This is a genomic window from Streptomyces sp. NPDC047515 (assembly GCF_040643055.1).
GTDB lineage: Bacteria > Actinomycetota > Actinomycetes > Streptomycetales > Streptomycetaceae > Streptomyces.
Window position 1 is genome coordinate 121,633 of the sequence record NZ_JBEYTM010000007.1, and the last position, 22,854, is coordinate 144,486.

Annotated in this window: 21 protein-coding genes and 1 pseudogene; 6 read left to right on the forward strand and 16 right to left on the reverse strand. The window is 70.8% G+C overall.

What is annotated here, in order from left to right; all coding sequences use genetic code 11:
- Positions 1–19 precede the first annotated feature (19 nt).
- From cobT to ABZ826_RS08365, 7 genes are all read right to left on the reverse strand, one after another.
- Entirely contained in the window at positions 20–3,370 is a 3,351-nt protein-coding gene (gene cobT, locus ABZ826_RS08335; RefSeq protein WP_361444104.1) for a nicotinate-nucleotide--dimethylbenzimidazole phosphoribosyltransferase, read from the reverse strand.
- A gap of 333 nt (positions 3,371–3,703) precedes the next feature.
- Positions 3,704–4,942 (reverse strand): precorrin-6y C5,15-methyltransferase (decarboxylating) subunit CbiE, encoded by a 1,239-nt coding sequence (gene cbiE, locus ABZ826_RS08340; RefSeq protein ID WP_361444107.1) that lies wholly within the window; start codon positions 4,940–4,942, stop codon positions 3,704–3,706.
- A gap of 109 nt (positions 4,943–5,051) precedes the next feature.
- Positions 5,052–5,729, reverse strand: coding sequence for a GNAT family N-acetyltransferase (locus ABZ826_RS08345; protein ID WP_361444110.1), 678 nt, complete (start codon positions 5,727–5,729; stop codon positions 5,052–5,054).
- Positions 5,730–5,830: 101 nt separating this feature from the next.
- A complete protein-coding gene (locus ABZ826_RS08350) occupies positions 5,831–6,694 on the reverse strand; it encodes a MetQ/NlpA family ABC transporter substrate-binding protein (protein ID WP_361444113.1) in 864 nt (287 codons plus the stop codon).
- 72 nt (positions 6,695–6,766) lie between these two features.
- Positions 6,767–7,438, reverse strand: a complete 672-nt coding sequence (locus tag ABZ826_RS08355; protein ID WP_361444116.1) for a methionine ABC transporter permease — start codon at positions 7,436–7,438, stop codon at positions 6,767–6,769.
- Positions 7,435–8,496 carry an ATP-binding cassette domain-containing protein gene (locus tag ABZ826_RS08360; RefSeq protein ID WP_361444119.1) on the reverse strand — a complete coding sequence of 354 codons (1,062 nt, stop codon included), beginning with the start codon at positions 8,494–8,496 and terminating at the stop codon, positions 7,435–7,437. Before ABZ826_RS08360 ends, ABZ826_RS08355 begins: the two co-directional genes overlap by 4 nt.
- Positions 8,497–8,889: 393 nt before the next feature.
- Positions 8,890–9,537, reverse strand: a complete 648-nt coding sequence (locus tag ABZ826_RS08365; RefSeq protein WP_361444122.1) for an HAD family hydrolase — start codon at positions 9,535–9,537, stop codon at positions 8,890–8,892.
- A 146-nt stretch (positions 9,538–9,683) separates the two neighbouring features.
- Between ABZ826_RS08365 and ABZ826_RS08370 the strand changes: the two genes are divergently transcribed.
- Complete coding sequence (locus ABZ826_RS08370) at positions 9,684–10,043, forward strand: hypothetical protein (protein WP_361444125.1); 360 nt, start codon at positions 9,684–9,686, stop codon at positions 10,041–10,043.
- Positions 10,044–10,045: 2 nt separating this feature from the next.
- The gene (locus ABZ826_RS08375; RefSeq protein WP_361444128.1) at positions 10,046–10,483 is read left to right on the forward strand and encodes a hypothetical protein; all 438 of its coding nucleotides are present in this window, start codon (positions 10,046–10,048) and stop codon (positions 10,481–10,483) included.
- A gap of 91 nt (positions 10,484–10,574) precedes the next feature.
- On the opposite strand, the gene ABZ826_RS08380 is transcribed toward ABZ826_RS08375, so the two are convergent.
- The 3 genes from ABZ826_RS08380 to ABZ826_RS08390 form a co-directional block, all read right to left on the reverse strand.
- Complete coding sequence (locus tag ABZ826_RS08380; protein WP_361444131.1) at positions 10,575–11,078, reverse strand: GNAT family N-acetyltransferase; 504 nt, start codon at positions 11,076–11,078, stop codon at positions 10,575–10,577.
- 36 nt (positions 11,079–11,114) lie between these two features.
- On the reverse strand, positions 11,115–11,675 hold the full coding sequence (locus ABZ826_RS08385; protein WP_361444134.1) for a sigma-70 family RNA polymerase sigma factor: 561 nt from the start codon (positions 11,673–11,675) through the stop codon (positions 11,115–11,117).
- A gap of 94 nt (positions 11,676–11,769) precedes the next feature.
- Positions 11,770–12,948 (reverse strand): glycerophosphodiester phosphodiesterase, encoded by a 1,179-nt coding sequence (locus ABZ826_RS08390; protein ID WP_361444137.1) that lies wholly within the window; start codon positions 12,946–12,948, stop codon positions 11,770–11,772.
- Positions 12,949–13,179: 231 nt separating this feature from the next.
- Here ABZ826_RS08390 and ABZ826_RS08395 point away from each other — a divergent pair, with 231 nt between their 5' ends.
- Positions 13,180–13,851: a lysophospholipid acyltransferase family protein gene (locus ABZ826_RS08395; protein ID WP_361444140.1), complete on the forward strand. Its 672-nt coding sequence runs from the start codon at positions 13,180–13,182 to the stop codon at positions 13,849–13,851.
- Between the two features lie 93 nt (positions 13,852–13,944).
- Here the strand turns inward: ABZ826_RS08395 and ABZ826_RS08400 are convergent, their stop codons facing one another.
- Entirely contained in the window at positions 13,945–15,489 is a 1,545-nt protein-coding gene (locus ABZ826_RS08400; RefSeq protein ID WP_361444143.1) for an MFS transporter, read from the reverse strand.
- Positions 15,486–16,037 carry a helix-turn-helix domain-containing protein gene (locus tag ABZ826_RS08405; RefSeq protein ID WP_361444146.1) on the reverse strand — a complete coding sequence of 184 codons (552 nt, stop codon included), beginning with the start codon at positions 16,035–16,037 and terminating at the stop codon, positions 15,486–15,488. Before ABZ826_RS08405 ends, ABZ826_RS08400 begins: the two co-directional genes overlap by 4 nt.
- A gap of 84 nt (positions 16,038–16,121) precedes the next feature.
- On the opposite strand from ABZ826_RS08405, the gene ABZ826_RS08410 reads away from it, so the two are divergent.
- A complete protein-coding gene (locus ABZ826_RS08410) occupies positions 16,122–16,649 on the forward strand; it encodes a hypothetical protein (RefSeq protein WP_361444149.1) in 528 nt (175 codons plus the stop codon).
- Positions 16,650–17,079: 430 nt separating this feature from the next.
- Here ABZ826_RS08410 and ABZ826_RS08415 read toward each other — a convergent pair whose 3' ends face one another.
- From ABZ826_RS08415 to ABZ826_RS08425, 3 genes are all read right to left on the reverse strand, one after another.
- On the reverse strand, positions 17,080–18,051 hold the full coding sequence (locus ABZ826_RS08415) for an aldo/keto reductase (RefSeq protein WP_361444152.1): 972 nt from the start codon (positions 18,049–18,051) through the stop codon (positions 17,080–17,082).
- A gap of 113 nt (positions 18,052–18,164) precedes the next feature.
- Positions 18,165–19,604: an argininosuccinate lyase gene (gene argH / locus ABZ826_RS08420; protein ID WP_361444155.1), complete on the reverse strand. Its 1,440-nt coding sequence runs from the start codon at positions 19,602–19,604 to the stop codon at positions 18,165–18,167.
- Positions 19,605–19,692: 88 nt separating this feature from the next.
- Entirely contained in the window at positions 19,693–20,886 is a 1,194-nt protein-coding gene (locus ABZ826_RS08425) for an argininosuccinate synthase (protein ID WP_361444158.1), read from the reverse strand.
- A gap of 231 nt (positions 20,887–21,117) precedes the next feature.
- Between ABZ826_RS08425 and ABZ826_RS08430 the strand changes: the two genes are divergently transcribed.
- Positions 21,118–21,717, forward strand: a complete 600-nt coding sequence (locus ABZ826_RS08430) for a pyridoxamine 5'-phosphate oxidase family protein (RefSeq protein ID WP_361444161.1) — start codon at positions 21,118–21,120, stop codon at positions 21,715–21,717.
- Positions 21,718–21,819: 102 nt separating this feature from the next.
- Positions 21,820–22,284, forward strand: a pseudogene (locus ABZ826_RS08435) (L,D-transpeptidase family protein); the annotation flags it as partial.
- Positions 22,285–22,307: 23 nt separating this feature from the next.
- Here the strand turns inward: ABZ826_RS08435 and ABZ826_RS08440 are convergent.
- Positions 22,308–22,844, reverse strand: a complete 537-nt coding sequence (locus tag ABZ826_RS08440) for an arginine repressor (protein WP_093541137.1) — start codon at positions 22,842–22,844, stop codon at positions 22,308–22,310.
- Between the last annotated feature and the right edge of the window lie 10 nt (positions 22,845–22,854).

A 22,854-nucleotide genomic window follows, 5' to 3' on the forward strand; every position in this document is an offset into this window, starting at 1 on the left:
GGGCTGGTTCGCGGCCCCGCTACTTCTCCGTGACGCCCGCCGAGTCGAACGTCGCCACCTCGTGCATCGCCCGCGCCGCGCTCTGCACGATCGGCAGTGCCAGCAGCGCTCCCGTGCCTTCGCCGAGCCGGAGGTCGAGGTCGACCAGCGGGCGCAGACCCAGCTTGTTGAGCGCGGCGACATGGCCGGGCTCGGCGCTGCGGTGGCCCGCGATGCAGGCGGCGAGGGCCTCGGGGGCGATGGCCCGCGCGACCAGGGCCGCGGCACCCGCGCTCACACCGTCGAGGATGACGGGGGTGCGCAGCGAGGCACCGCCCAGCAGGAAGCCGGCCATCGCCGCGTGTTCGAGGCCGCCGACCGTTGCCAGAACCCCGATCGGATCGGCCGGGTCGGGTTGGTGGAGTTCGAGGGCCCGGCGGACCACATCGACCTTGCGGGCGTGCATCTCGTCGTTGATGCCGGTACCGCGACCGGTCACCTCGGCCGGGTCCATGCCCGTGTACACGCAGATCAGCGCGGCCGACGCGGTGGTGTTGGCGATGCCCATCTCACCGGTGAGCAGGCCCTTGTTGCCTGCCGCGACCAGATCGCGGGCGGTCTCGATCCCGACCTCGATGGCCGCGAGGACCTCTTCGCGGGTGAGGGCCGGACCCGTCGTGAAATCGGCCGTCCCGGCGCGCACCTTGCGGGGAAGGAGGCCGGGTGTCGCGGGCAGTTCCATCGCCACGCCGACGTCCACCACGCACACCTCGGCACCCACCTGGGCCGCGAACGCGTTGCAGACCGCGCCGCCACCGAGGAAGTTGGCGACCATCTGGCCGGTGACCTCCTGCGGCCAGGCGGTGACGCCCTGGGCGTGCACGCCGTGGTCGCCCGCGAAGATCGCGACGGCCGCGGGCTCCGGGATCGGCGGCGGACACAGCCGGGACAGACCCGACAGCTGCGCCGAGATGATCTCCAGCATGCCGAGCGCGCCGGCGGGCTTGGTCATCCGCTTCTGGCGCTCCCACGCCTCGCCGAGTGCCTTGGCGTCCAGCGGACGGATGTTGGAGATGGTCTCCTGCAGCAGGTCGTGCGGGTCCTCCCCGGGCAGGGCGCGGCGACCGTACGTCTCCTCGTGGACGACCCAGGACAGCGGACGGCGCTTGGACCATCCCGCCTGCATCAGCTCCGGCTCCTCGGGGAACTCGTCGACGTAGCCGACACACAGGTACGCGACGACTTCGAGGTGCTCGGGCAGGCCGAGGGCGCGGACCATCTCGCGCTCGTCGAAGAAGCTGACCCAGCCGACGCCGAGCCCTTCCGCGCGGGCGGCCAGCCAGAGGTTCTCGACGGCGAGCGCCGAGGAGTACGGGGCCATCTGCGGCTGGGTGTGCCGGCCGAGGGTGTGGCGGCCGCCGCGGGTGGGGTCGGCGGTGACGACGATGTTGACCGGAGTGTCGAGGATGGCCTCGATCTTCAGTTCCTTGAACTGCTTGGCCCGGCCCTTGGGCAGCGACTTGGCGTAGGCGTCGCGTTGACGCTGCGCCAGTTCGTGCATGGAACGGCGGGTCTCCGCCGAGCGGATGACGACGAAGTCCCAGGGCTGCGAGTGGCCGACGCTGGGTGCCGTGTGGGCGGCTTCGAGGACGCGGAGCAGCACCTCGTGCGGGATCGGGTCGCTGCGGAAGCCGTTGCGGATGTCGCGGCGCTCGCGCATGACCCGCAGCACCGCCTCGCGCTCGGCGTCGTCGTAGCCGGGGGCGGGCGGCGAGGCGGGGGCCGTGGTCTCATCGGACTCGGCCGCTTCGGGGGCCTCCGTCTCCTCGGCACGGGGCCGGGGCTCGGGGTGTGCCTCGGGCCGCGCGGAGTCCACCGACGCGGCCTGTGTGGATTCCACGTCGTCTGCGGGGGCCGTGACGTCCGGCGTCTCGATGACCTCGGGGCCGGGTTCTGCTTCCGGCTCGACGACTGCCGCAAGCTCGGCCTCGGGGACGGGCACAGGGACGGGGACGGGCGCGGGAATCGACTCGGAGGCTTCGGCGGGCGCGACGACCTCGAAGGCCTCGGGTGCGGCGGGCTGAACGGGCTCCATGACGATCGGCACGCGCTCGGGCTCGGGCTCTGCTTCCACGGCCTGCTCCACGACGGGCGTCGGGGCCAGGTGCGGGGCCGTCGGTACCGAACCCTCCACGGGCTCGAACCGGCCCATGGGAGCGGCTTCCGCGGCTTCCTGCGGCGCGTCGTCCGTCAACGTGGCGGCAGCGGCTTCGACGGGCGTCCCGGTCACGGCCTCGGCCTCGACAGCCGCCGCCGGTGCCACCGCCTCCACGGGTGCCTCGCCCGCCGGTGCCACCGCCTCCACGGGCGCCTCGGCCGCCGCTCCAGCGGAATCCCCTGCCGGAACGTCGACCGGGCTCTCGGCCGGGGTCTCCGCGGCAGCCGGTACCACACCGGCCGACGGCGGAGCGCTCACGGCCTCCGGCGCCACGACGGGAGCGGGCTGCGCCACGAGGGCCGGCTCGGCGACCGGCTCCGGCACGACCGGTTCCGGCGCGATCGGCTCCGCCTCGGCCGAGGCGGCAACCGGCTCCGGCGCCTGGGCCCCCCAGGGGCTCCCGCCCTGCGGCAGGATCTCACCGAGCTGCGGGCCGGGCAGTGCGGCCGCCTCGTCGCCCGGCGTCCCGAAGTACTCCGGTCCGGTCGTGGCCGGGCCGGCATGCCGCGCGGGGGCCTGGGGCTGAGCCTGCGCCTGAGGTGCGCCCGCGGGTCCTCGGTCGGCGAGCGAACGGACGACACCGCCGGTCGGCGTTCCGCCGTAGGACGGCCCGCCGTCGGCCATGACCGGACCGCGGTGCAGCGGTCGACGCGCGGGGGCCTGGGTCTGCGCCGCCGGGGCGGGAGCCGGGGTGGGCGACGGGATGCGTACGCCCCTCAGGTCGACCGAACCGGAGTCGCGGCCGCCGGACTCGTGCGTTCCCTGACCTGTCCCGGGCAGGGGCTCGGCCACCGCCTGCTGCGCGGCGTACGCGCCCTGCACCTGAACCGGTTCCTGAACCTGGACCTGGACGGGCCCCTGGGGCTGCGCGGGAGCCTCGCCGACCGGCTGGAAGTGGGCAGCCTGTGCCGGCTGCCGGGCCTGGTGGGCGCCCTGTTCGGGGAGCGGTGCCTGGGCGGGAACGCCCTCGGGGTACTGGCCGGGGGCCGGTACCGCCTGCGGGTCGCTCCAGGCACCCTGGGGGCTCGGCATCAGCAGCAGGTCGTCGTCCTCGGACACGTGCTCGGAGGGAGCGAGGTAGGTGTAGGCATCCGGGGCGGCGATGCCCGGCTGCTCCACCGTGCCTGCGTTCCCCGGCAGTCCCTCACCCGGGATCTGGCCGGTGTCACTCATGCGTACCCCTCGCCCATCGTCAGTGCTCCTTCGGCCCTTCGCCCGGGACGCCCGACCACGGCACGCCGGCGCTCGTCAACAAGAACGAGCGGGCGCGCCGCTCGGCACGAAACGGTCGCGGACGTACTGCATTCTCGCGGCCGTTCGCCGCCGCGGCAGCTCATTTCGCCACCGCCCGTTGTGGACTGCGCCACGTCGCGCGTCCCCCGGTTCTGCCGTACCACAACGGGGGCCAAAACAGTCCCCTTTTCCGGACATTGACGAACGAAGCGACGAACGTCCAGCCGCGGTGCAACGATCGGCCAGCCTACCTCGCGCTGTACTCCGACCAGGTCACGGGGCGAGGTCGGAACGGAGCGCGGAGAGCAGGAAGACGACCGAGCGTTCCCGCTCCGACCATGCGGCCGTGTCGAGTTCGACGGACTGGAGGAGCGAGCACCGGACGGTGTAGCCGTTCCCGGAAAGTGCCGCGCCGAGGGCCTCGGCCTCGTCGCGCGTCGACGCATGGGTCACGATGCGCTCCGGCCGGCGTTCGGTGACGGCGGTGACGACGGGGACTCCCCCGCCCCCGATCCGTACGATGTCGGGCTCCGGCAGCCGCTCCAGCACATGCGGTGCCCGGCCCTCGACGACCTGGAGCTGGACTCCGAAGGAGCGGGCCGCCGCCGCGGTGCGGGCGCACGCCGCCGGATCGCTGTCGACCGCCAGCACCGCTGCCCCGAAGCGGGCGGCCTCCACGGCCAGGGCCCCGCTGCCGGAGCCGATGTCCCACACGAGGTCGCCGGTTCGGGGGCCGAGGCGGGCCAGTTGGGCGGCGCGCAGCCCCGGGGACTCGCCCTCGCCGCTCTCGTCCCCGGCGACCGTGGTGCTGCCCGGGTAGGCCTGGGAGGGCAGTGCCCAGCCGCGTATGCCACGGGGGCGGGCGGGGTGGCGGCCGGCGATCCAGGCTCCGCCGGCCTGCGGTTCGGGGCCGCCGCCGATGACGATGACCACGTTCGGGTCGCGCCAGACGTGGTCGGCGGCCTTGTCGGAGGTGACGACGGTGACCTGCTCGCGTGCGGTGCCGAGTTCCTCGCAGATGACGAAGGTGCGGTGGACGCCTTCGAGGAGCAGGGCCAGTTCGGCGGGGCCCGCACCGGGCGAGGTGAGGACGGCGACCTTGTGGTGGGCGCGGCAGACGTTGACGGCGCGGCGCAGGGTGCGGGGGTGGGCGACGACGACCTGGGCGTCCTCCCACGGCATTCCGGCACGGGCGAAGGCGGTGGCGACGGAGGACACGGCGGGCACCACCTCGACTTCGAGGCCGTGCTCGGGTGCGCGGAGGTTGCGTACGACGCCGAAGAAGCCGGGGTCTCCGTCGGCGAGGACCACGGCGCTGCCGCGGTGCAGGGCGATCCGCCGGGCGGCGAGGTCGATGGAGCCCAGACGGATCCGTTCGGCGTGCACCGGGACTTCGGGGAGCGCGAGGTGGTGGGCGGCTCCGGCGACGAGCGTGGCGGCCGAGAGGGCGGCCGTGGCCGCTCCGGTCAGTGGCGAGCCGTCCCAGCCGATCACGGTGACCCGATCGGCCATCTGTCGTCAGTCTCCTGGAGTTGTCGCAGGTGGGGCTGCCCCGTGAGGAGCGGGCAGGGTGAGAGTACCCGGTCCGTACCCGTACGGCGCCGAGACCCCTCGGAGGAGGTCAGTTCCAGTCGTTGTAGGCGCCGTAGCCGCCCGCGTCGGCGAGCTGCTCGGCGACACCTTCCAGGTCCTCGGGAAGCAGGCTCCAGACGATCAGGTCGGTCCTGATGTCGGTCCAGCCCCCGTCCTCCGTCTGGGTGCGCGCTATGCGGGCGTTGCGCAGGACTCCCTCGCTGATGCAGCCGAGCTTCTGGGCGACCTGCTGGGAGGCGGTGTTGTCGGCGGCGGTGCGCAGTTCGATGCGCTCGAAGCCCTGGTCGCGGAAGAGCCACTGGGCCAGCGCCAGCAGCGACTCGGTGGCGTATCCCTCGCCGCGTGCCCAGGGGGCGGTGATGTACGCGGCCTCGGTGGCCAGGGTGCGCCAGTCGGTGTTGCGCAGCCGGACCGAGCCGACGAGCCGCTGGGTGAGGAATTCGGTGACGGCGAAGACGATGCCGTCACCGGTGGTGCGCTGGGCGGGGGCGATCCTGCGGACCCAGCGTTCGGCGTCGACCTGGGTGTAGGGGTGGGGAGCCTCGGTCCAGGCGGTGACGAGCTCGTCGTTCATCATCTCGATGTACGCGGGAACGTCCGTCATATCGAAGGGGCGCAGCACCAACCGATCCGTGCTGATGGAGATGTCCGGAAAGGTGGAAGTCATGCGCAGCTCCATGCCGAAGACCGTGTAAAGGCACAGCATGCAACATGGGGCCCGTGCTGTGCATGGGCGGGTCCGTACGGCGGAGCCCCGCGCCCCCGGGTGGGGTGCGCGGGGCCCTTCGGACAAGTGCCGTGCGGGTGTCAGGACTTGGCGGTGCCGAAGGCCGGGATGACGGCGCCCTGGTACGTGTCCTCGATGAACTTCTTGACCTCGTCGGAGTGGAGGAGCTTCATGAGCTTCTCGACACGGGCGTCCTTCTCGTTGCCCTTCTTCACGGCGATGATGTTGGCGTACGGGTTGCCGTCGGCCTTCTCCAGTGCCAGGGCGTCCTTGGAGGGCTTGAGCTTGGCCTCGATGGCGTAGTTGCCGTTGATGACGGCGGCGTCCACGTCGTTCAGGGCGCGGGGCACGGTCGCGGCCTCCAGCTCCTTGAACTGCAGGCCCTTCTTGTCGGTGATGTCGCTGAGCTTGGCGTCGGTGCCGACGCCGGCCTTGAGGGTGATCAGCCCCTTCTCGGCGAGCAGCTGGAGGGCGCGGCCCTCGTTGGTGGTGTCGTTGGGCACCGCGATGGTCTGGCCGGACTTGATGTCGCCGAGGGCCTTGAGCTTCTTGGAGTAGAGGCCGAGGGGCTCCAGGTGGACCGTGCCGACGGAGACGAGGTGGGTGTTGTTCTTCTTGTTGAAGTCGTCGAGGTAGGGCTGGTGCTGGAAGAAGTTGGCGTCGACCTGGCCGGTCTCGGTGGCCGTGTTCGGCAGGACGTAGTCCGTGAACTCCTTGATCTCCAGCTTGAGGCCCGCCTTCGCCGCGAGGTTCTTCTTGACGAAGTTCAGGATGTCGGCGTGCGGCGTCGGGGACGCCGCGACGACGAGCGCCTTGGAGGTGTCGGCCTTGGCGCCGGTGTCGCTCTTGGAGGCCGGGTCGGACGACGTGCCGCAGGCGGTGAGGCCGAAGGCCAGGGCGGCGGTGGCGGCGGCAGCAGCGGTGATCTTGATGTTCTTACGCACGAAAAGTGCCTCTTTCGGTGGTGAGGGTGGTGCGCCCGGACAAGGAGTGCGGGCTTGGGCGGAACGAAGGTCTCAGGTGGTGGTGCGGCCCCGACGGGCCAGCAGCCGTACGGCCGCGTCGCCGATCAGCTGGATCACGGTCACGATGACGATCAGCAGTACGACGGTGACGAGCATGAACCGGTTGTCGAAGCGCTGGTATCCATAGGTGACGGCCTTGGAGCCGAGCCCCTCGCCGCCGACCGCGCCGGCCATCGCGGAGTAGCCGATGAGCACGATGACGGTCGTGGTGACGCCGGAGACGAGCGAGGGCAGCGCCTGCGGCAGCAGTACCTTGCGGACGATCGTCGGGATGGATCCGCCCATCGACTGGACGGCCTCGACGAGTCCGTGGTCCACCTCGCGCACGGCGGTCTCGACGAGCCGCGCGAAGAACGGGATGGCGCCGACGGCAAGCGGCACGATCATCGCCGTGGGACCGATGAAGGTGCCGACGACCCACGTGGTGAAGGGGATCAGGGCGATCAGCAGGATGATGAACGGCAGCGAGCGGCCGACGTTCACGATCACGCCGATGACCTTGTTCACCGGGGCGTTCCGGAGCAGTCCGCCCTTGTCGGTGAGGACCAGCAGAACGCCGAGCGGCAGCCCCACGAGGACGGTGACGACGGCGGACCAGAGCACCATGTAGAGGGTGTCGATGGTCCCCTGGGTGAGCAGCGGCTGCATGTCGGACCAGGTCACTTCGCCACCTCCTCGGTGAGCGGGACGGGGGTCTGTACGGGGATGCCGGCGGCGTCGTGCTCCACGACCTCGGCCTGCAGGCCCTGCTCGCGCAGGAAGCCGATGGGGACGACGTTCTCCTCGAAGCGGCCGGGCAGTTCGATGCGCATCCGGCCGATCTGCTTGCCGCCGACGGTGTCCATCGCGGCGCCCAGGATCGAGATGTCGATGTTGTACGTGCGGGAGAGCTGCGAGATCACCGGCTGGGTGGCGGCCTCGCCGTGGAAGGTGACGTCGACGACCGTGCGGTCGGGGCCGGAGGGCGTACCGCCGACGGGGAACAGCTCGTGGGCCAGTTCGGAGCCCGGGGTGGCGAGCAGTTCGCCGACGGTGCCCGACTCGATGACGCGTCCCTTCCGCATCAGCGCGGCGGAGTCGCAGATCGTCTTGACGACGTCCATCTCGTGCGTGATGAGCAGGACGGTCAGGCCGAGCTGCCGGTTGAGGTCGCGCAGCAGTTGGAGGATGGAGCGGGTGGTCTCGGGGTCGAGGGCGGAGGTCGCCTCGTCGGAGAGCAGCACCTTGGGGTCTCCGGCCAGGGCGCGGGCGATGCCGACGCGCTGCTTCTGACCGCCGGAGAGCTGGCCGGGGTAGGACTTGGCCTTGTCGGCGAGTCCGACCAGGTCGAGGAGTTCGAGGGCCTTGCGGGAGCGGTCCTTGCCGGAGACGCCGAGGATCTCCAGCGGGAGTTCGATGTTGTGCTGGACGCTGCGGGAGTCCAGCAGGTTGAAGTGCTGGAACACCATGCCGATGCGGCTGCGCGCCTCGCGCAGTTCCTTGCCGGCCCGGCGGCCTCGTCCGGCGAGGGCGGTGAGGTCCCGGCCGGCCACGGTCACAGTGCCCGAGGTGGGGCGTTCCAGGAGGTTGACGCAGCGGATGAGGGAGGATTTTCCGGCGCCGCTCTGTCCGATGACGCCGTACACCTCGCCCTCGCGGACGTGCAGGTCGACGCCGTCGAGGGCGGTGACCTCACGGCCGTGCGACTGGTAGACCTTCGTGAGGCCCGTAGTGGTGATCACAGGGTTTCCGTCACTGTCGAGTGCGTGGCGCAATGTCCGCCGGGCACGGGGCATTCGGCCGATGAGAGTGCTCTGGGCGTTCCGATCGGACGTTCCGAGCGGGGTCCCGGCACGGCCGGCCGCGGCGGTTGGCCGGGCAGCGGCGCTCGGGCAGGCTCGTTCCGCTGGGTGCGGACGGCTCGGGCTCGGTCTCGCTTCGGGGCGCGAGGATCGGGCGGGGGCCCTCAGAAGGTGCGCATTCGACACATACAACGAGCACCGGGCGTCGTGATCGCCTCGGTCGCAAGGGTGCGGTTGCTCGTCGTGGTCATGCCCCAAGTAAAACAGACGTAACGTTCCGCCCGATCCGCCTGTCCGCATAGCGGACAGGCGTGGATGGTGGCGCGAGCCGGCTCAGCCGATCGCCGCGATTTCCACTTCCTGGGCTGTGACCTGCACCGATATGGCGGAGAGGTCATCGACGACCAGATCCGCGACCAGTTCGGAGCGGTCGTGCGTTGTGGCCAAGGCCACGGTCCTCATGCCTGCCGCCCGTCCCGCCCGCAGTCCGGCCGGGGCGTCCTCGAAGACCACGCAACGGGCCGGATCGACGCCGAGGCGCTCGGCGGCCAGCAGGTAGGGCTCGGGATCCGGCTTGCCCCGGGTGACGTCCTCGGCGGCGATCATCAGGGGGACGTCGATGCCCACTTCGCTCAGCCGTGCCCAACCGAGCGGCCGGGTGGCGGAGGTGACGACGGCCCAGCGGTGCGCGGGCAGCGCACCGAGCAGTTCCTTGGTACCGGGCAGGATCACGACTCCGCCGGGGGCGTCCTCGACCTCCAGCTGTTCGATACGGGCCAGGGCTTCCTCGACCCGGGCCGCCGGCAGCAGCCCGGCGACGATCTCGCCGGCCGTCCGGCCGTGCAGCTCGACACCCTCGAAGTCCTCCGCCGTGATCCCGTACTCCTGGGCCCACTGGGTCCAGCAGCGGTACACCGACTCGATCGAGGAGAGCAGTGTTCCATCGTTGTCGAACAGCAGGGCTTCGGCGTGGATCTTCATGTCCACCGACACTACTGCCGCGGCCGCGGAGGTCTGCCGGGCCGGTGGACCTTCGCGGTCGCGGCCCCGAGGCCCCGCCCGCGCGCCGTGTCCCCCGGGACGGGGGCGCACGCAGAGGACGCTTCGGTCCGTAATACCCTCGCCTCATGCTTGACGCCCTGACGGTCGCGGTCGCCGTGACCGCGCTCGCCCTCGCCGCGTGGTGCGGATTCGCCGCGTACCGGGACCAGCCGACCAAGGACTGGCACTTCATCGCCATGGCCGTGGTCTCGCTGCTGGCGCTGGCCCAGCTGGTGGTGGGCATCGTGCGGCTGTCCGGGGGCGCGCGGCCCGACCAGGGCATGACGATCTTCATCGCGTATCTGATCGGGGCCTTCCTCGCCGTGCCCGCGGCCGGTTTCCTGTCGCTCACCGAGCGGACCCGGTGGGGTTCGGTGACGGTGGCGGCGGGCGCGGTCGTGCTGGCCGTCCTCGAAGTACGGCTCTACGACATCTGGGGAAACTGACCGTGACCGACACCGATCGCGCCCCTGCGGCGGCCACCGGCGAGAAGCGGCCCTTCGACCTCGGGACCGGCCCCGGCCGGGTACTGGTCTGGTTCTACGGGGTGTTCACCGTCGCCGCGGCCTCCCGCTCGATCGTCCAGATCATCCTGGACTTCGGCAGGGCGCCGCTTGCCTACGTGCTGTCGGCCGTCGCCGCTCTCGTGTACGGGTTCATCACGTATTCGCTCGTGCGCGGCGGCGAGAAGGCGCGCAAATCGGCACTGGTGTGCTGCGCCGCCGAGCTCCTGGGCGTGCTGGTCGTGGGGACCTGGACGATGGTGGAGCCGTCGGCCTTCGCGGATGCCACCGTCTGGTCCGACTTCGGCATGGGTTACCTGTTCATCCCGGTGATCCTTCCGATCACCGGGATGATGTGGCTGCGCAGCGCGAAGAAGGCGTAACTCCCGCCCGACGGGCCTTCGGTGGGACCGACCGTCGGCCGGTAACCGCCCCCGGCCGGGCCGTGCCCCCGTTCCGCCGGGCGGGCCCGGTTCACGCGCTGGCCACGTAGGCGGGCGCCGTCGCGTCCTTCTCCAGCAGGATCATCCGGACGCCGTCCCGACCGGTCTCATTGCCCACCTGGGCGTAACCCGCCCGTCGGTAGAGCCGCAGATTGCTCTCGCTGCGATGCCCGGTCTGCAGCCGGAAGCGGGTGGCCGACCGCTCGTCGGCGAGTCCCGACTCGGCGGCCCGCAGCAGCCGGGCACCGAGGCCGTGCCCCTGGAGCCGCGGGTGGACGCAGAGCCTGCCGATCTGCCCGGTGCCGTCCGCATCGGTGGAGCCACGGACCGAACCGACCACTTCGTCGCCCAGTCGTGCCACGAACACCAACTGCGTGGCGATCTCGGCGTGCAGCGAATCGAGGCTCTGGACCAGCGGGTCGATGCGGTAGTTCCCGTACAGCTCGGCCTCACGCTGGAAGCAGAGGTACTCAAGTTTCAAGACCTGTTCGGCGTCCTGTGCCGTCGCCGCCGAGATGATCACGCTCATGCCCATCTGCGCATGCCTCCACCCACCTGATCCACCGGTTGTCTAACGCTCCTTTCCCCGCAGTTCAGGAGCGACAACCTCCGCCGCGAGCATTCTGCGCAGACATCCAAGGCATCGGGAACGGATCGGACCCAAACTGCCCTGTGACATACCCAACTTCCCTGCGATTTCCCGGTAAGTGGGATCACCGGGGGCGAGCATCGCCGACAGCAGCGGGGCACACCGGCCGGGCAGCCGGTCCACCGCGGCACGCAGCGCCCGGCGTTCGTCGGCGCCCACGGCGATCCGCTCGGGGCAGCCGGCCGGGTCCGCGGAGGTCTCGTCACGGTAGGGGCGTTCGTGCCGGGTGGTACGGCGGGCCCGTCGGGCCTCCGCCCGCACGGCGTTCCGTACCCAGCGCGCCGCGTCCACCGGCGGCCCGCCCCGCGCGAGCCGCTCCATCAGCCGCAGCCAGACGGCCTGTTCGAGATCGGCGGGTTCGATCGCCGCACCCGTCACCGAGGCGGCCGCCTCGGCCGTGGCCTCGGCGCTCACCAGCGGGTACAGGGTACGGACGATGGCCGCCGAGGCGGTGTCGGCGGCGGCACGATCGAGAAGCGTCATGCCCCGGCCGACGCACCCGCGCCGACGGGCGGTTGCCGTCCAGGGCGGCCACCACCCGACCGGGGCACGCCCCGGCCGGGTGCTGACGCCGGTCTCACCGGGCGGCGAAGTCCGCCGCGGCAAGCAGGGCGGTGTCCGGGTTGTCGGAGAAGATCCCGTCGATTCCGGTCGCGAAGTACGTCCGGAACGCGCCGAAGGCGTCACCGTACGCGGTGGGGTCCGTGCCCCGTCGGAAGTCGGCGGGCAGGAAGGTGTTCTCGTTGCGCATGGTGTACGGGTGCAGCACCAGGCCCTGCGCGTGCGCGTCCCTCACCAGGGTGGTCGGTGCGGTGAGCCGCCCCGAGGCGTCCTTGGGAATGATCAGGTCCAGGGTGGGTCCGATGCCCTGGGCAAAGGACGCCATCCACTTCAGGCCCTCGGGCTTCACCAGGTCGGCGACGGTGCGCGGATCGCCGGACGTCACGAAGTCCCAGGGGCGCTCGCCCGCGCCGGAGAGCAGTACGACGCGCGGGGTGGCGACGAGTCCGGCCAGCCGCTGGATGCTGCCGGGCTCGAAGGACTGAAGGATGAGCGGCGACTGCTTGCGGTGGCGGTTGTAGCGGCGCAGCAGCTTGGCGAGGGGCTCTTCGAGCCCGAGGCCGAGTCCCCGGAAGTAGGTGGGGTGCTTGGTCTCGACGTACAGCCAGACCGGCTTCCCGCGCCTGCGACCCTCGCGGTCGGCCCAGCGCAGCACCTCCTCGAAGGTGGGGACCTCCCAGCGGCCGTCGTAGAGCGTGTTCTTCTGACGGGTGCCGGGGATGCGCTCCGTGGCCCGCAGTGTCTTCAGTTCGGCGAGGGTGAAGTCCTCGGTGAACCAGCCGGTGAGGGAGACACCGTCGACCTTCTTCGTGGTCCTGCGGCCGGCGAACTCGGGGTGGGCGGAGACATCGGTGGTGGCGGTGATGTCGTTCTCGTGACGGCAGACGAGATGGCCGTCCTTGGTGGGCACCAGGTCCTGCTCGACGATGTGCGCGCCCATGTCGAGGGCCAGCTGGTACGAGCCGAGGGTGTGCTCGGGCCGGTAGCCGCTGGTGCCGCGGTGCCCGATGACGGTGGGCACCGGCAGGTCGAGGCGGAAGCCGTGTCCGCCCGACCGTTCCGAGGAGCTTTGAACGGTGCCGTCCGCGGCTTCGGCCGGGCCGCCGGCCAGCCCGAGGGCGGCGGAGCCGAGTACGGCCGCCCCCGCCCCCAGCAGGGTTCTGCGACCGGGACCTGCCTGCGCGCGCTCAGTCATGAATGCTCCTCACGTGTGATGTCTCGCACCTGTCGGGCGAGGCCCGAGCGTAAGGAGTCGTACTGTCGTAAGAGCAGCTCCTGGACGAACTTGGCGGAAACACACGTCAACACCGCGTATCCGATCGATGAACCCGATGTGCGAATGGCGAGTACCCGCGAGTATCGTCCTCACCTGCATAGAGTCACGATCCCGCGCCCCGCCGGCCCGGCCACTACACCGGAGGAACCGTTGTCCCGACACGCACTCATCAAGGCAGTGCTCGGACCGATCTTGCGCCTGATGTTCCGCCCCCAGGTGGAGGGTGTGGAGAACATCCCCGGGGACGGTCCGGTGATCCTCGCGGGCAACCATCTGACGTTCATCGACTCGATGATCATGCCGATCTGCTGCGACCGGCCCGTCTACTACATCGGCAAGGACGAGTATGTGACGGGCAAGGGGCTCAAGGGCCGGGCGATGGCCTGGTTCTTCACGGGCTGCGGCATGATCCCGGTGGACCGGGACGGCGGTCGCGGCGGTGTCGCGGCGCTGATGACGGGCCGTCGGGTGCTGGAGGAGGGCAAGGCGTTCGCCATCTACCCGGAGGGCACCCGCTCCCCCGACGGCCGGCTCTACCGGGGCCGCACGGGGATCGCCCGGCTGACCCTGATGACGGGTGCGCCGGTGGTGCCGTTCGCGATGATCGGTACGGACAAGCTGCAGCCCGGTGGTTCCGGTCTGCCCCGTCCCGGCAAGGTGACGGTGCGTTTCGGTGAGCCGATGGAGTTCTCCCGCTACGAAGGCATGGACCGCGACCGCTATGTGCTGCGGGCGGTGACCGACTCCGTGATGGCCGAGGTGATGCGGCTGTCGGGCCAGGAGTACGTCGACATGTATGCGACGAAGGCCAAAGCCGCGTGAGCTGACGCGGGAGCAGGACGTACGGAAGGGCCCGTACCGCCGATCGGCGGTACGGGCCCTTCCGCATGCCCTCGGTATGCGTGCGGTCCGGGGCTACTGGTGGACGATGCCGTCCTCCAGCTTCTGACCGCGCAACAGGAACCAGGCCGCGACGGCCGTTGCCAGCAGGACCGCCGCGCCGACCCCCGCGGCCAGCCGCAGCCCGTCGACGAACGACTCCTGCGCCGCGGAGATCAGCGCGCCCGCCTGTTGCACCGGAAGGCCGTGTGCCGCTTCGACGGCGCCGCCCAGCGATTCATGGGCCGCCGAGGCGTTGGCGGACGGAACGCCCTGCGGGGTGACGAAGTCCTGGTAGACGCCGGTGACGATGGAACCGAGCAGGGCGATGCCGAGGGCCGCGCCGAGTTCGTACGCCGTCTCGGAGACCGCGCCCGCGGAACCCGCCTGCTCCTTCGGAACGCTGGAGAGGATCACGTCGGAGGTGACGGTGAAGGCGAAGCCCGCGCCGACCCCGACGACCAGCAGTACCACGCCGATCAGCGGATAGGCGGTCTCGCGGTGGAACAAGGTGACCACGGCGAGCGCCAGGCCGATCGCCCCGAGTCCGCCGGATACCACCGACCGCACCGAGTAGCGGCGGGCCGCCACACCTGCGATCAGACCCGCGGTGACCGCGCCGACGGCCGCGGGCAGTTCGGCGAGCCCGGCCTCCAGCGGTCCTCGTCCCTGTACCAGTTGCAGGAACTGGGAGAGGAAGAAGACCAGCCCGGACAGGCCGAGGATGGTCAGCAGATCGGCGAGGACCGCGCCCGAGAAGCCCCGGTGATGGAAGAGCCGCATGTCCAGCAGGGGTGCGGGAAGCGTGAGTTGTCTGCGTACGAACCAGCAGAGCGCGGCCAGGCCACCGAGACCCGTGACGGCGACCCCCCAGCTCGTACCGTGTGCGGCCAGCTCCTTGATGGCGTAGACGACACCGATCATGCCGATGAAGGAGAGCGCCACACTGACCAGGTCCCAGGGGCCCGGTGCCGGATTCTTCGACTCGGGGATCATCTTGACGCCGACGACCACCAGCACGGCCATGACCGGCAGGTTGATCAGGAACACCGAGCCCCACCAGAAGTGCTCCAGGAGGAAGCCGCCGACGACGGGGCCGACGGCCGCGCCCGCGGAGGCCATGGCTCCCCAGATGCCGATGGCGAGGCTGCGCTCGCGCGGATCGTGGAAGAGATTGCGGATCAGGGCGAGCGTGGACGGCATCAGGGTGGCGCCCGCGACACCGAGCAGCGCCCGCGCCAGGATCATCATCTCGGGGCTGCTCGCGTACGCGTTGAGCACCGACACCGCGCCAAAGGCCATGGCACCGGTCAGCAGCAGTTTCTTGCGGCCGATGCGGTCGCCCAGGCTGCCCATGGAGACCAGGAGCCCGGCGATCACGAAGGAGTAGACGTCGCCGATCCAGAGCAGCTGCGTACCGGACGGTTTGAGGTCCTCGGTGAGAAAGGGGGTGGCGAGGCCGAGGACCGTGGCGTCCACCGCCACGAGCAGCACCGCGAGGACGAGGACGGCCAGGGCGATCCACCGCCCGGGACGACGCAGCTCATGGGTGGATTCCGCGTGCTGTTCGAGACGACTCATTGCTCTACGCTCCGGCGTGCGCCGCCGAGCAGCAACTCGACGATCATGTACGGGAAGTCCTGCCCGGCCACCCGGCCCACCTGGACGGCCCAGGCTCCGGTGGAGATCAGCCCGTAGAGGGCCTCGGTCAGCCAGGCGGGGGTGAGATCGATGCGGAGCTCGCCGCGCTCCTGGCCCCGCCGGAAGAAGGCGGAGACCCGGGCATCCAGGCGGTCCCAGCCCTCGTGCACCTCGTCGCCCTCGAAGAGCTGGTTCTCGGTGACGAGGAAGGAGAGGAGTCCGGCGCTCGGCTCGATGGCCGCGACCAGTCGGCGCAAGGCCTCCTCGCAGGTGTCCTCGTCGAGCGCGGCGGCGTCCAAGGCCGCTTCGAACTCCCGGATGCCCAGGTCCTCCAACGCCTTGACCAGGGCATCCCGACCGGCAAAGTGCCGGTGCAGGGTGGCGCGTCCGATGCCTGCGGCTCTGGCGACCTCGTCCATGGTGGCGGTCGATTTGCGGGTCAGCAGGGCGGCGGCGCTGCGCAGCACCTGCTCACGGTCGAGACTCATGAGACAACCATAAACCATATGAGACACAAACGTCTCACTGGAAAGGCATCGCCTCCCGGGGAAGGGAGGGAGGACCATGTCGTCATGAAGCCGCTGCTGCTGATCGACATCGACGGTCCGCTCAATCCGTACGCGGCATTCCTGCGCCGCCGGGTCCCGGACGGTTACGCGCGGCATCTGATGCGGCCGACGGGATGGGACTACGGACCGCCGCTGCCCGTCCTGCTCAACCCGGACCACGGGCGGGCGCTGCTGACCCTCGCCGACCGTTACGAACTGGTCTGGGCGACGACCTGGAAGGACGAGGCCAACCAGTGGATCGGGCCGCATCTCGGGCTGCCCCCGCTGCCGTACATCGACTGGCCGTCGATGCACGGCAGCGCGCCGGACGGGACGTACTGGAAGACGCAGTACGTCGTGGAGTACGCGGCCGGCCGGCCGTTCGCCTGGGTCGACGACGAGATCGCCGAGCAGGACCGGGAGTGGGTCTCGGGGCAGGGGGCGGGCGAGTCGCTGCTGCTGTGGATCGATCCGCGGATCGGACTGCTGCCGGCCGATTTCGAGGCGCTCGCCACGTGGGCGGAGGGCCGCCGGGGCGGCGACGGGCACTGAGCCCGCCGTTTCGCCGCCGCCCCGGGTCAGTCGTCGAGGACGACGAGATCGAGGCCGGGAAGGCGGGCCGGGTCGTTGATCACGGACATCTCGACGACCTTCCCCCCCACGATCGTGAAGACCATGACCGAGAACCGTCGGTCCTCCCGCGTCGAGATGACGGCCGGTACTCCGTCGACCAGGGCCTGGTGCGCCGACCGGGCGAACGACCGAACATGATCGCCTGACGGGCCACCGCCTCGGCGCCCCGCACCAGGGACGGCGCGCCGACGCCACCGGCGCCGACGTCGGACCGCACCACGACATCCGGGTCGAGCACGGCGACGAGCGCCTCGAAGTCGCCGCCGTGGGCGGCGGCCAGGAAGGCGTCAGTGGGTTCGGCGCCGCTTCGCCGCCGTCGGCGCGGCGCACCGGCCGGGGGCGGGCCCGCTCAGCTCCAGGGCAGCGCGGCGCGGTGCCGCCAGTACGCCTCCGGCTCCTCCACCAGCGCGTCGAGCCGGGCTCGCCGCTCCTCGTCGAGGTCGACGACGGCCGCGTGCAGGTTGTCGGCGAGCTGCTCGACGGTCGCCGCGCCGGAGAGCACCACACCGGCCCACGGTTGGTGCAGTACGAACGCCAGCGCGACCGCGTCGCTGCCGACGCCGTCCTCGGCGGCGATCTCCCGGATCACGGCCGGTGCATCCGTTCCGGCGAGGCGGCCGTTGGCCATGGCTTCCTTGACGATCACGGTGAGCCCGGCGTCATGGGCCTCGGCGAGCGCGCCGTCGGCCGAGGTCTCCAGGGCGTTGAAGGTGGCCTGGACCGTACGGAAGAGCGGCTCGCCGTCGACCGTGACGGCGAGGGCGGCCCGGATGGCGTCGGCCTGGGCGGGTCCGCTGGTGGACAGGCCCACGCTGACCCCTTCCGCGGCAAGTCCGGCGAGCCGCGCGTGCAGTTCCTTGTCGGTGAGGGCCGGGCTGTCGGCGGTGACCGAGTGGATCTGGTAGAGGTCGAGGCGGTCGCCGAGCAGCGCGTCGGTCTCGGCGCGCTGACGCAGAAACGTGGCGAGGCCGTGGTCCTTGACCTCGTGCGCCTCGGCCTCGACGCTCCAGCCGGCGGTGTAGGTGTAGCCCCACTTGCTGCCGATGACGACGTCGTCCACCTCCGGACGCGCCCTCAGCCAGTCGGCCAGGAATTCCTCCGAACGGCCGTAGGAACGGGCCGCGTCGAAGTAGCGGACACCCTGCGCGTAGGCGGCGTCCAGCAGCTCGTGGGTGCGCTTGCGCAGCGCTTCGACACTGCGGTCCGCGGGCAGATCGCTGTCACGGTGGAGGTTGATGTAGCCGGGTCTGCCGACCGCCGCCAGGCCGAGCCCGATGTGGGCGGTCGGAGTCGTCGCTGTGGCCAGCCGAGCGAAAGGCATCGTGGGCTCCTCGTGGGTCGGGTGCGCTCCCCCGACAACGTAACCCGGCTCGGGAAAACCGTAGGGCGGGGAGCGTACCGTCGCTCCCCGCCCTGATCCCGCCCTCGCCGCCGTCAGTTCTTCGCGGTCGCCCACGCCTGCTGGACGGCGAGGTCGGCCTTCACCTCGGCGAGCTGGACGGCGACGGCCGACGGGGCCGTACCGCCGCGGCCGCTGCGGGACGCGAGCGCACCGGCCACATTGAGGACCGAGCGGACCTCGGGGGTGAGGTGCACGGAGATCTTCGCGAACTGCTCGTCGGTCAGCTCGTCGAGCTCGATGCCCTGCTGCTCGCACTCCTTGACGCACTCGCCCGCGACCTCGTGCGCGACCCGGAACGGGACGCCCTGCTTGACCAGCCACTCGGCGACGTCGGTGGCGAGCGAGAAGCCGGCCGGGGCCAGCTCCTCCATGCGCTCGCGGTTGACGGTGAGTGTGGCCATCATTCCGGTGAAGGCGGGCAGCAGGACTTCGAGCTGGTCGCAGGAGTCGAAGACCGGCTCCTTGTCCTCCTGCAGGTCGCGGTTGTACGCGAGCGGGAGGGCCTTCAGCGTGGCCATCAGGCCGGTCAGATTGCCGATCAGTCGGCCGGACTTGCCGCGGGCCAGTTCGGCGATGTCCGGGTTCTTCTTCTGCGGCATGATCGAGGAACCGGTCGAGAAGGCGTCGTGCAGGGTGACGAAGGAGAACTCCTTCGTGTTCCAGATGATGACCTCTTCCGCGATCCGGGAGAGGTTCACCCCGATCATCGCGGTGATGAAGGCGAACTCGGCGACGAAGTCGCGGGAGGCGGTGCCGTCGATCGAGTTGGCGACGGAGCCGCGCTCGAAGCCGAGATCGGCAGCGACCGCCTGCGGGTCCAGCCCGAGGGACGATCCGGCCAGCGCGCCGGAGCCGTACGGGGAGACGGCGGTCCGCTCGTCCCACTGGCGCAGCCGCTCGGCGTCCCGGGAGAGGGACTGCGCATGGGCCAGGACGTGGTGGGCGAAGAGCACCGGCTGGGCGTGCTGCAGATGTGTACGGCCGGGCATCGCGACGTCCGGGTGCGTCTCGGCGAGGCCGACCAGGGCGCCCTGGAGTTCGGCGATCAGCCCGCCGATGACGCGGGCGTGGTCGCGCAGGTACATCCGGAAGAGGGTGGCGATCTGGTCGTTGCGGGACCGGCCGGCCCGCAGCTTGCCGCCGAGGTCCGGACCGAGACGCTCCAGCAGGCCGCGCTCCAGCGCGGTGTGCACGTCCTCGTCGGCGACCGTGCCGGTGAACGAGCCGTCGGCGACATCGGCTTCGAGCTGGTCGAGACCGGCGGTCATCCGGTTCAGCTCGTCCTCGGTGAGCAGGCCCGCCTTGTGCAGGACGCGCGCGTGAGCGCGGGAGCCGGCGATGTCGTAGGGCGCGAGCCGCCAGTCGAAGTGGACGGAGGCGGAAAGCCTGGCCAACGCCTCGGCCGGACCGTCGGCGAAGCGGGCGCCCCAGAGGCGTACGTCGCTGTTGCCGTTGCCGTTGCCGTTGCTCACTGCGTGCTCCTCGGAAGAACAAGGGGGTGGATGTGCGGCCGCCGCCCCGCCCGGAGGGCCGGAGAGGCGGTGACGTAACGGGTGGGGGTCAGGACAGGTCACGTTTCGCGGCGATCTTCGACGAGAGGCCGAAGATCTCGATGAAGCCCTGCGCCTTGGACTGGTCGAACGTGTCGCCCGAGTCGTAGGTGGCGAGGTTGAAGTCGTAGAGCGACTGCTCGGACCTCCGGCCGGTGACGACCGCGCGGCCCGCGTGCAGGGTCATGCGGATGTCACCGGTGACGTGCTGATCGGCCTCGTCGATGAAGCCGTCCAGGGCACGCTTGAGCGGCGAGAACCACAGGCCGTCGTAGACCAGCTCGCCCCAGCGCTGCTCGACCTGCCGCTTGTAGCGGGCCAGTTCGCGCTCGACGGTGACGTTCTCCAGCTCCTGATGGGCGGTGATCAGCGCGATCGCGCTCGGGGCCTCGTACACCTCGCGGGACTTGATGCCGACGAGCCGGTCCTCGACCATGTCGATCCGGCCGATGCCCTGGGCACCGGCCCGCCGGTTGAGCCGCTGGATCGCCTGGAGGACGGTGACGGGCTCACCGTCGAGGGCCACGGGGACGCCCTCCTTGAAGGAGATGACGACCTCGTCGGCCTCGCGCGGGGTGGCGGGGTTCTCGGTGTACGCGTAGATGTCCTCGACCGGCGCGTTCCAGATGTTCTCCAGGAAGCCCGTCTCGACGGCGCGCCCGAAGACGTTCTGGTCGATGGAGTACGGGGACTTCTTGGTGGTCGCGATCGGGAGGTTCTTCTCCTCGCAGAAGGCGATCGCCTTGTCACGGGTCATCGCGTAGTCGCGGACCGGGGCGATGCACTTCAGGCCGGGGCCGAGCGCGGAGATGCCGGCCTCGAAGCGGACCTGGTCATTGCCCTTGCCGGTGCAGCCGTGGGCCACGACACCGGCGTGGTGCTTGTCGGCGGCGGCGACGAGGTGCTTGACGATGGCCGGCCGGGAGAGGGCGGACACCAGCGGGTACCGGTCCATGTAGAGGGCATTGGCCTTGATCGCGGGGAGGCAGTACTCCTCGGCGAACTCGTACTTGGCGTCCACGACCTCGGCCTCGACGGCACCGCAGGCGAGCGCGCGCTCGCGGATGACCTCCAGGTCCTCGCCGCCCTGGCCGACGTCCACGGCGACGGCGATGACTTCGGCACCCGTCTGCTCGGCGATCCAGCCGATGGCGACGGAGGTGTCCAAGCCGCCCGAGTAGGCGAGTACGACGCGCTCAGTCACGGCTTCCTCCTCACGGTGCGGTGAACTAGGTATAACTATGCAGTACTCCGTATGTTTTGTCAAAGCCGCGCGAGGTCGGCGTACCGCGCGCACCGGCCGGAAGCGGTGGGGACCTGGCGCGAGCGGTACGCGTCGCGAACCGGCGATCGCTGCGGGCGGCGAGTCCCCGCGGGCGTCTCTTCAGCCGAGACGGACCCGCTGTCAAGGAAGTTGGCGGCGACAATGACCGTCATGGGAAAAACGTACGAGCGTATCGACGGGCGGATCAGGACCTTCATCGAAGAGCAGCACATCTTCTTCACGGCGACCGCACCCCTGGACGGAGAGGGCACGGTCAACCTCTCCCCCAAGGGGGTCAGCGGCTCCTTCGCCGTCATCGACGAGCGGACCGTGGCCTATCTGGACTTCGCGGGCAGCAATGCCGAGACCGTCGCCCACCTCCGCGAGAACGGCCGCATCACGCTGATGTGGTGCGCCTTCCAGGGACCGCCCAACATCGTGCGGGTGCACGGCCGGGGTGAGCCGGTCTTCCGTGACGATCCACGCTTCGCCCCGCTGCTCACCCACTTCCCCGGGGTGGACCCCACCCCGCACGGGCTGCGCGCCGTCATCGTGGTCGAGGCCGAGCTGATCCGGGACACCTGCGGATACGCCGTGCCCTTCATGTCCTACGACGAGGACCGGCCACTGCACGCCCAGCGCTTCGCCCGCGAGGACGACGCGTCGCTCAGTGCCTACTCCGAGAAGAAGGAGCACGTCGGGACGAGTATCGACGGGCTGCCCGGTCTGCCGCTCCCGCTGCCGGTCCTGCCGCGCGCGGCAGGGGATTGAGCCGTACGGCGCAGGTCCGGGGGTGGACGGTCTAGCGTCCGGTGCATGCGCAGACTTCTGGTGGCGGGTTCGGTGCTTCTCGCACTCGCGGGCCCCGCGAAGGGCCTCGCCGAGGGGGCGTCGCGCAAGCAGGGCACCGACACCACGCCCACCGGCCTGTACGACCTGCCGTACGCCTTCGGGGTCAAGGCCGCGCCGGCCGGCACCGTCCACCCGTACCGCCGGGTCACCAGCCGGTCCTGGTGGTGCGAGGACAACGAGGCGCGGTCCTACAACCGCTGGGTGGAGCCGCGTCCCACCGACTGCCGGGCCGCCGAGGCGGAGCATCTGATCGCGTATCCCACGCAGTACACCCGCGCGCTCGTCATCGGCTTCAACTACGAGCGGCCGGTGCGGGGGCGCGGCGCCGGGATCTTCCTCCACGTCAACGGACGTGGTGCGACCGCCGGCTGTGTCTCCGTACCGGCGGCCGCGATGGACCGGATCCTCGACTGGGTGGACCCCGCCCGCCGTCCGCACATCGCGATCGGGACCCGTTCGGGCCCGACCGCGATCACCCGCTACTGACGGCGCCGGCCGGCCCGGCCAGCTCAGCGCTCGTTCTGGGCCAGTCGCAGCAGATGGTCGGCGAGCGCCTGTCCGCCCGCCGGGTCACGGCTGATCAGCATCAGTGTGTCGTCGCCCGCGATGGTGCCGAGGATGTCGTGCAGTTCGGCCTGGTCGATGGCCGAGGCGAGGAACTGGGCCGCGCCCGGAGGCGTACGCAGCACCACGAGGTTGGCCGAGGCCTCCGCCGAGATGAGCAGCTCGGCGGAGAGGCGCCGCATGCGCTCCTCCTTCGCGGACCCGCCCAACGGTGCCTGCGGGGTACGGAAACCGCCCTCGCTCGGCACCGCGTAGATCAGCTCGCCGCCGGTGTTGCGGATCTTCACCGCACCCAGCTCGTCCAGGTCACGGGAGAGCGTCGCCTGCGTGACGCTCAGCCCGTCGTCGGCCAGGAGCTTGGCCAGCTGGCTCTGCGAGCGCACCGGCTGCCGGTTCAGGATGTCCACGATCCGGCGGTGGCGTGCGGTGCGGGTCTGCGGCACGGACGGCCCGCCGTGCTCGGTTTCCTGCGCCTCGGTCATCGTCGTCGCC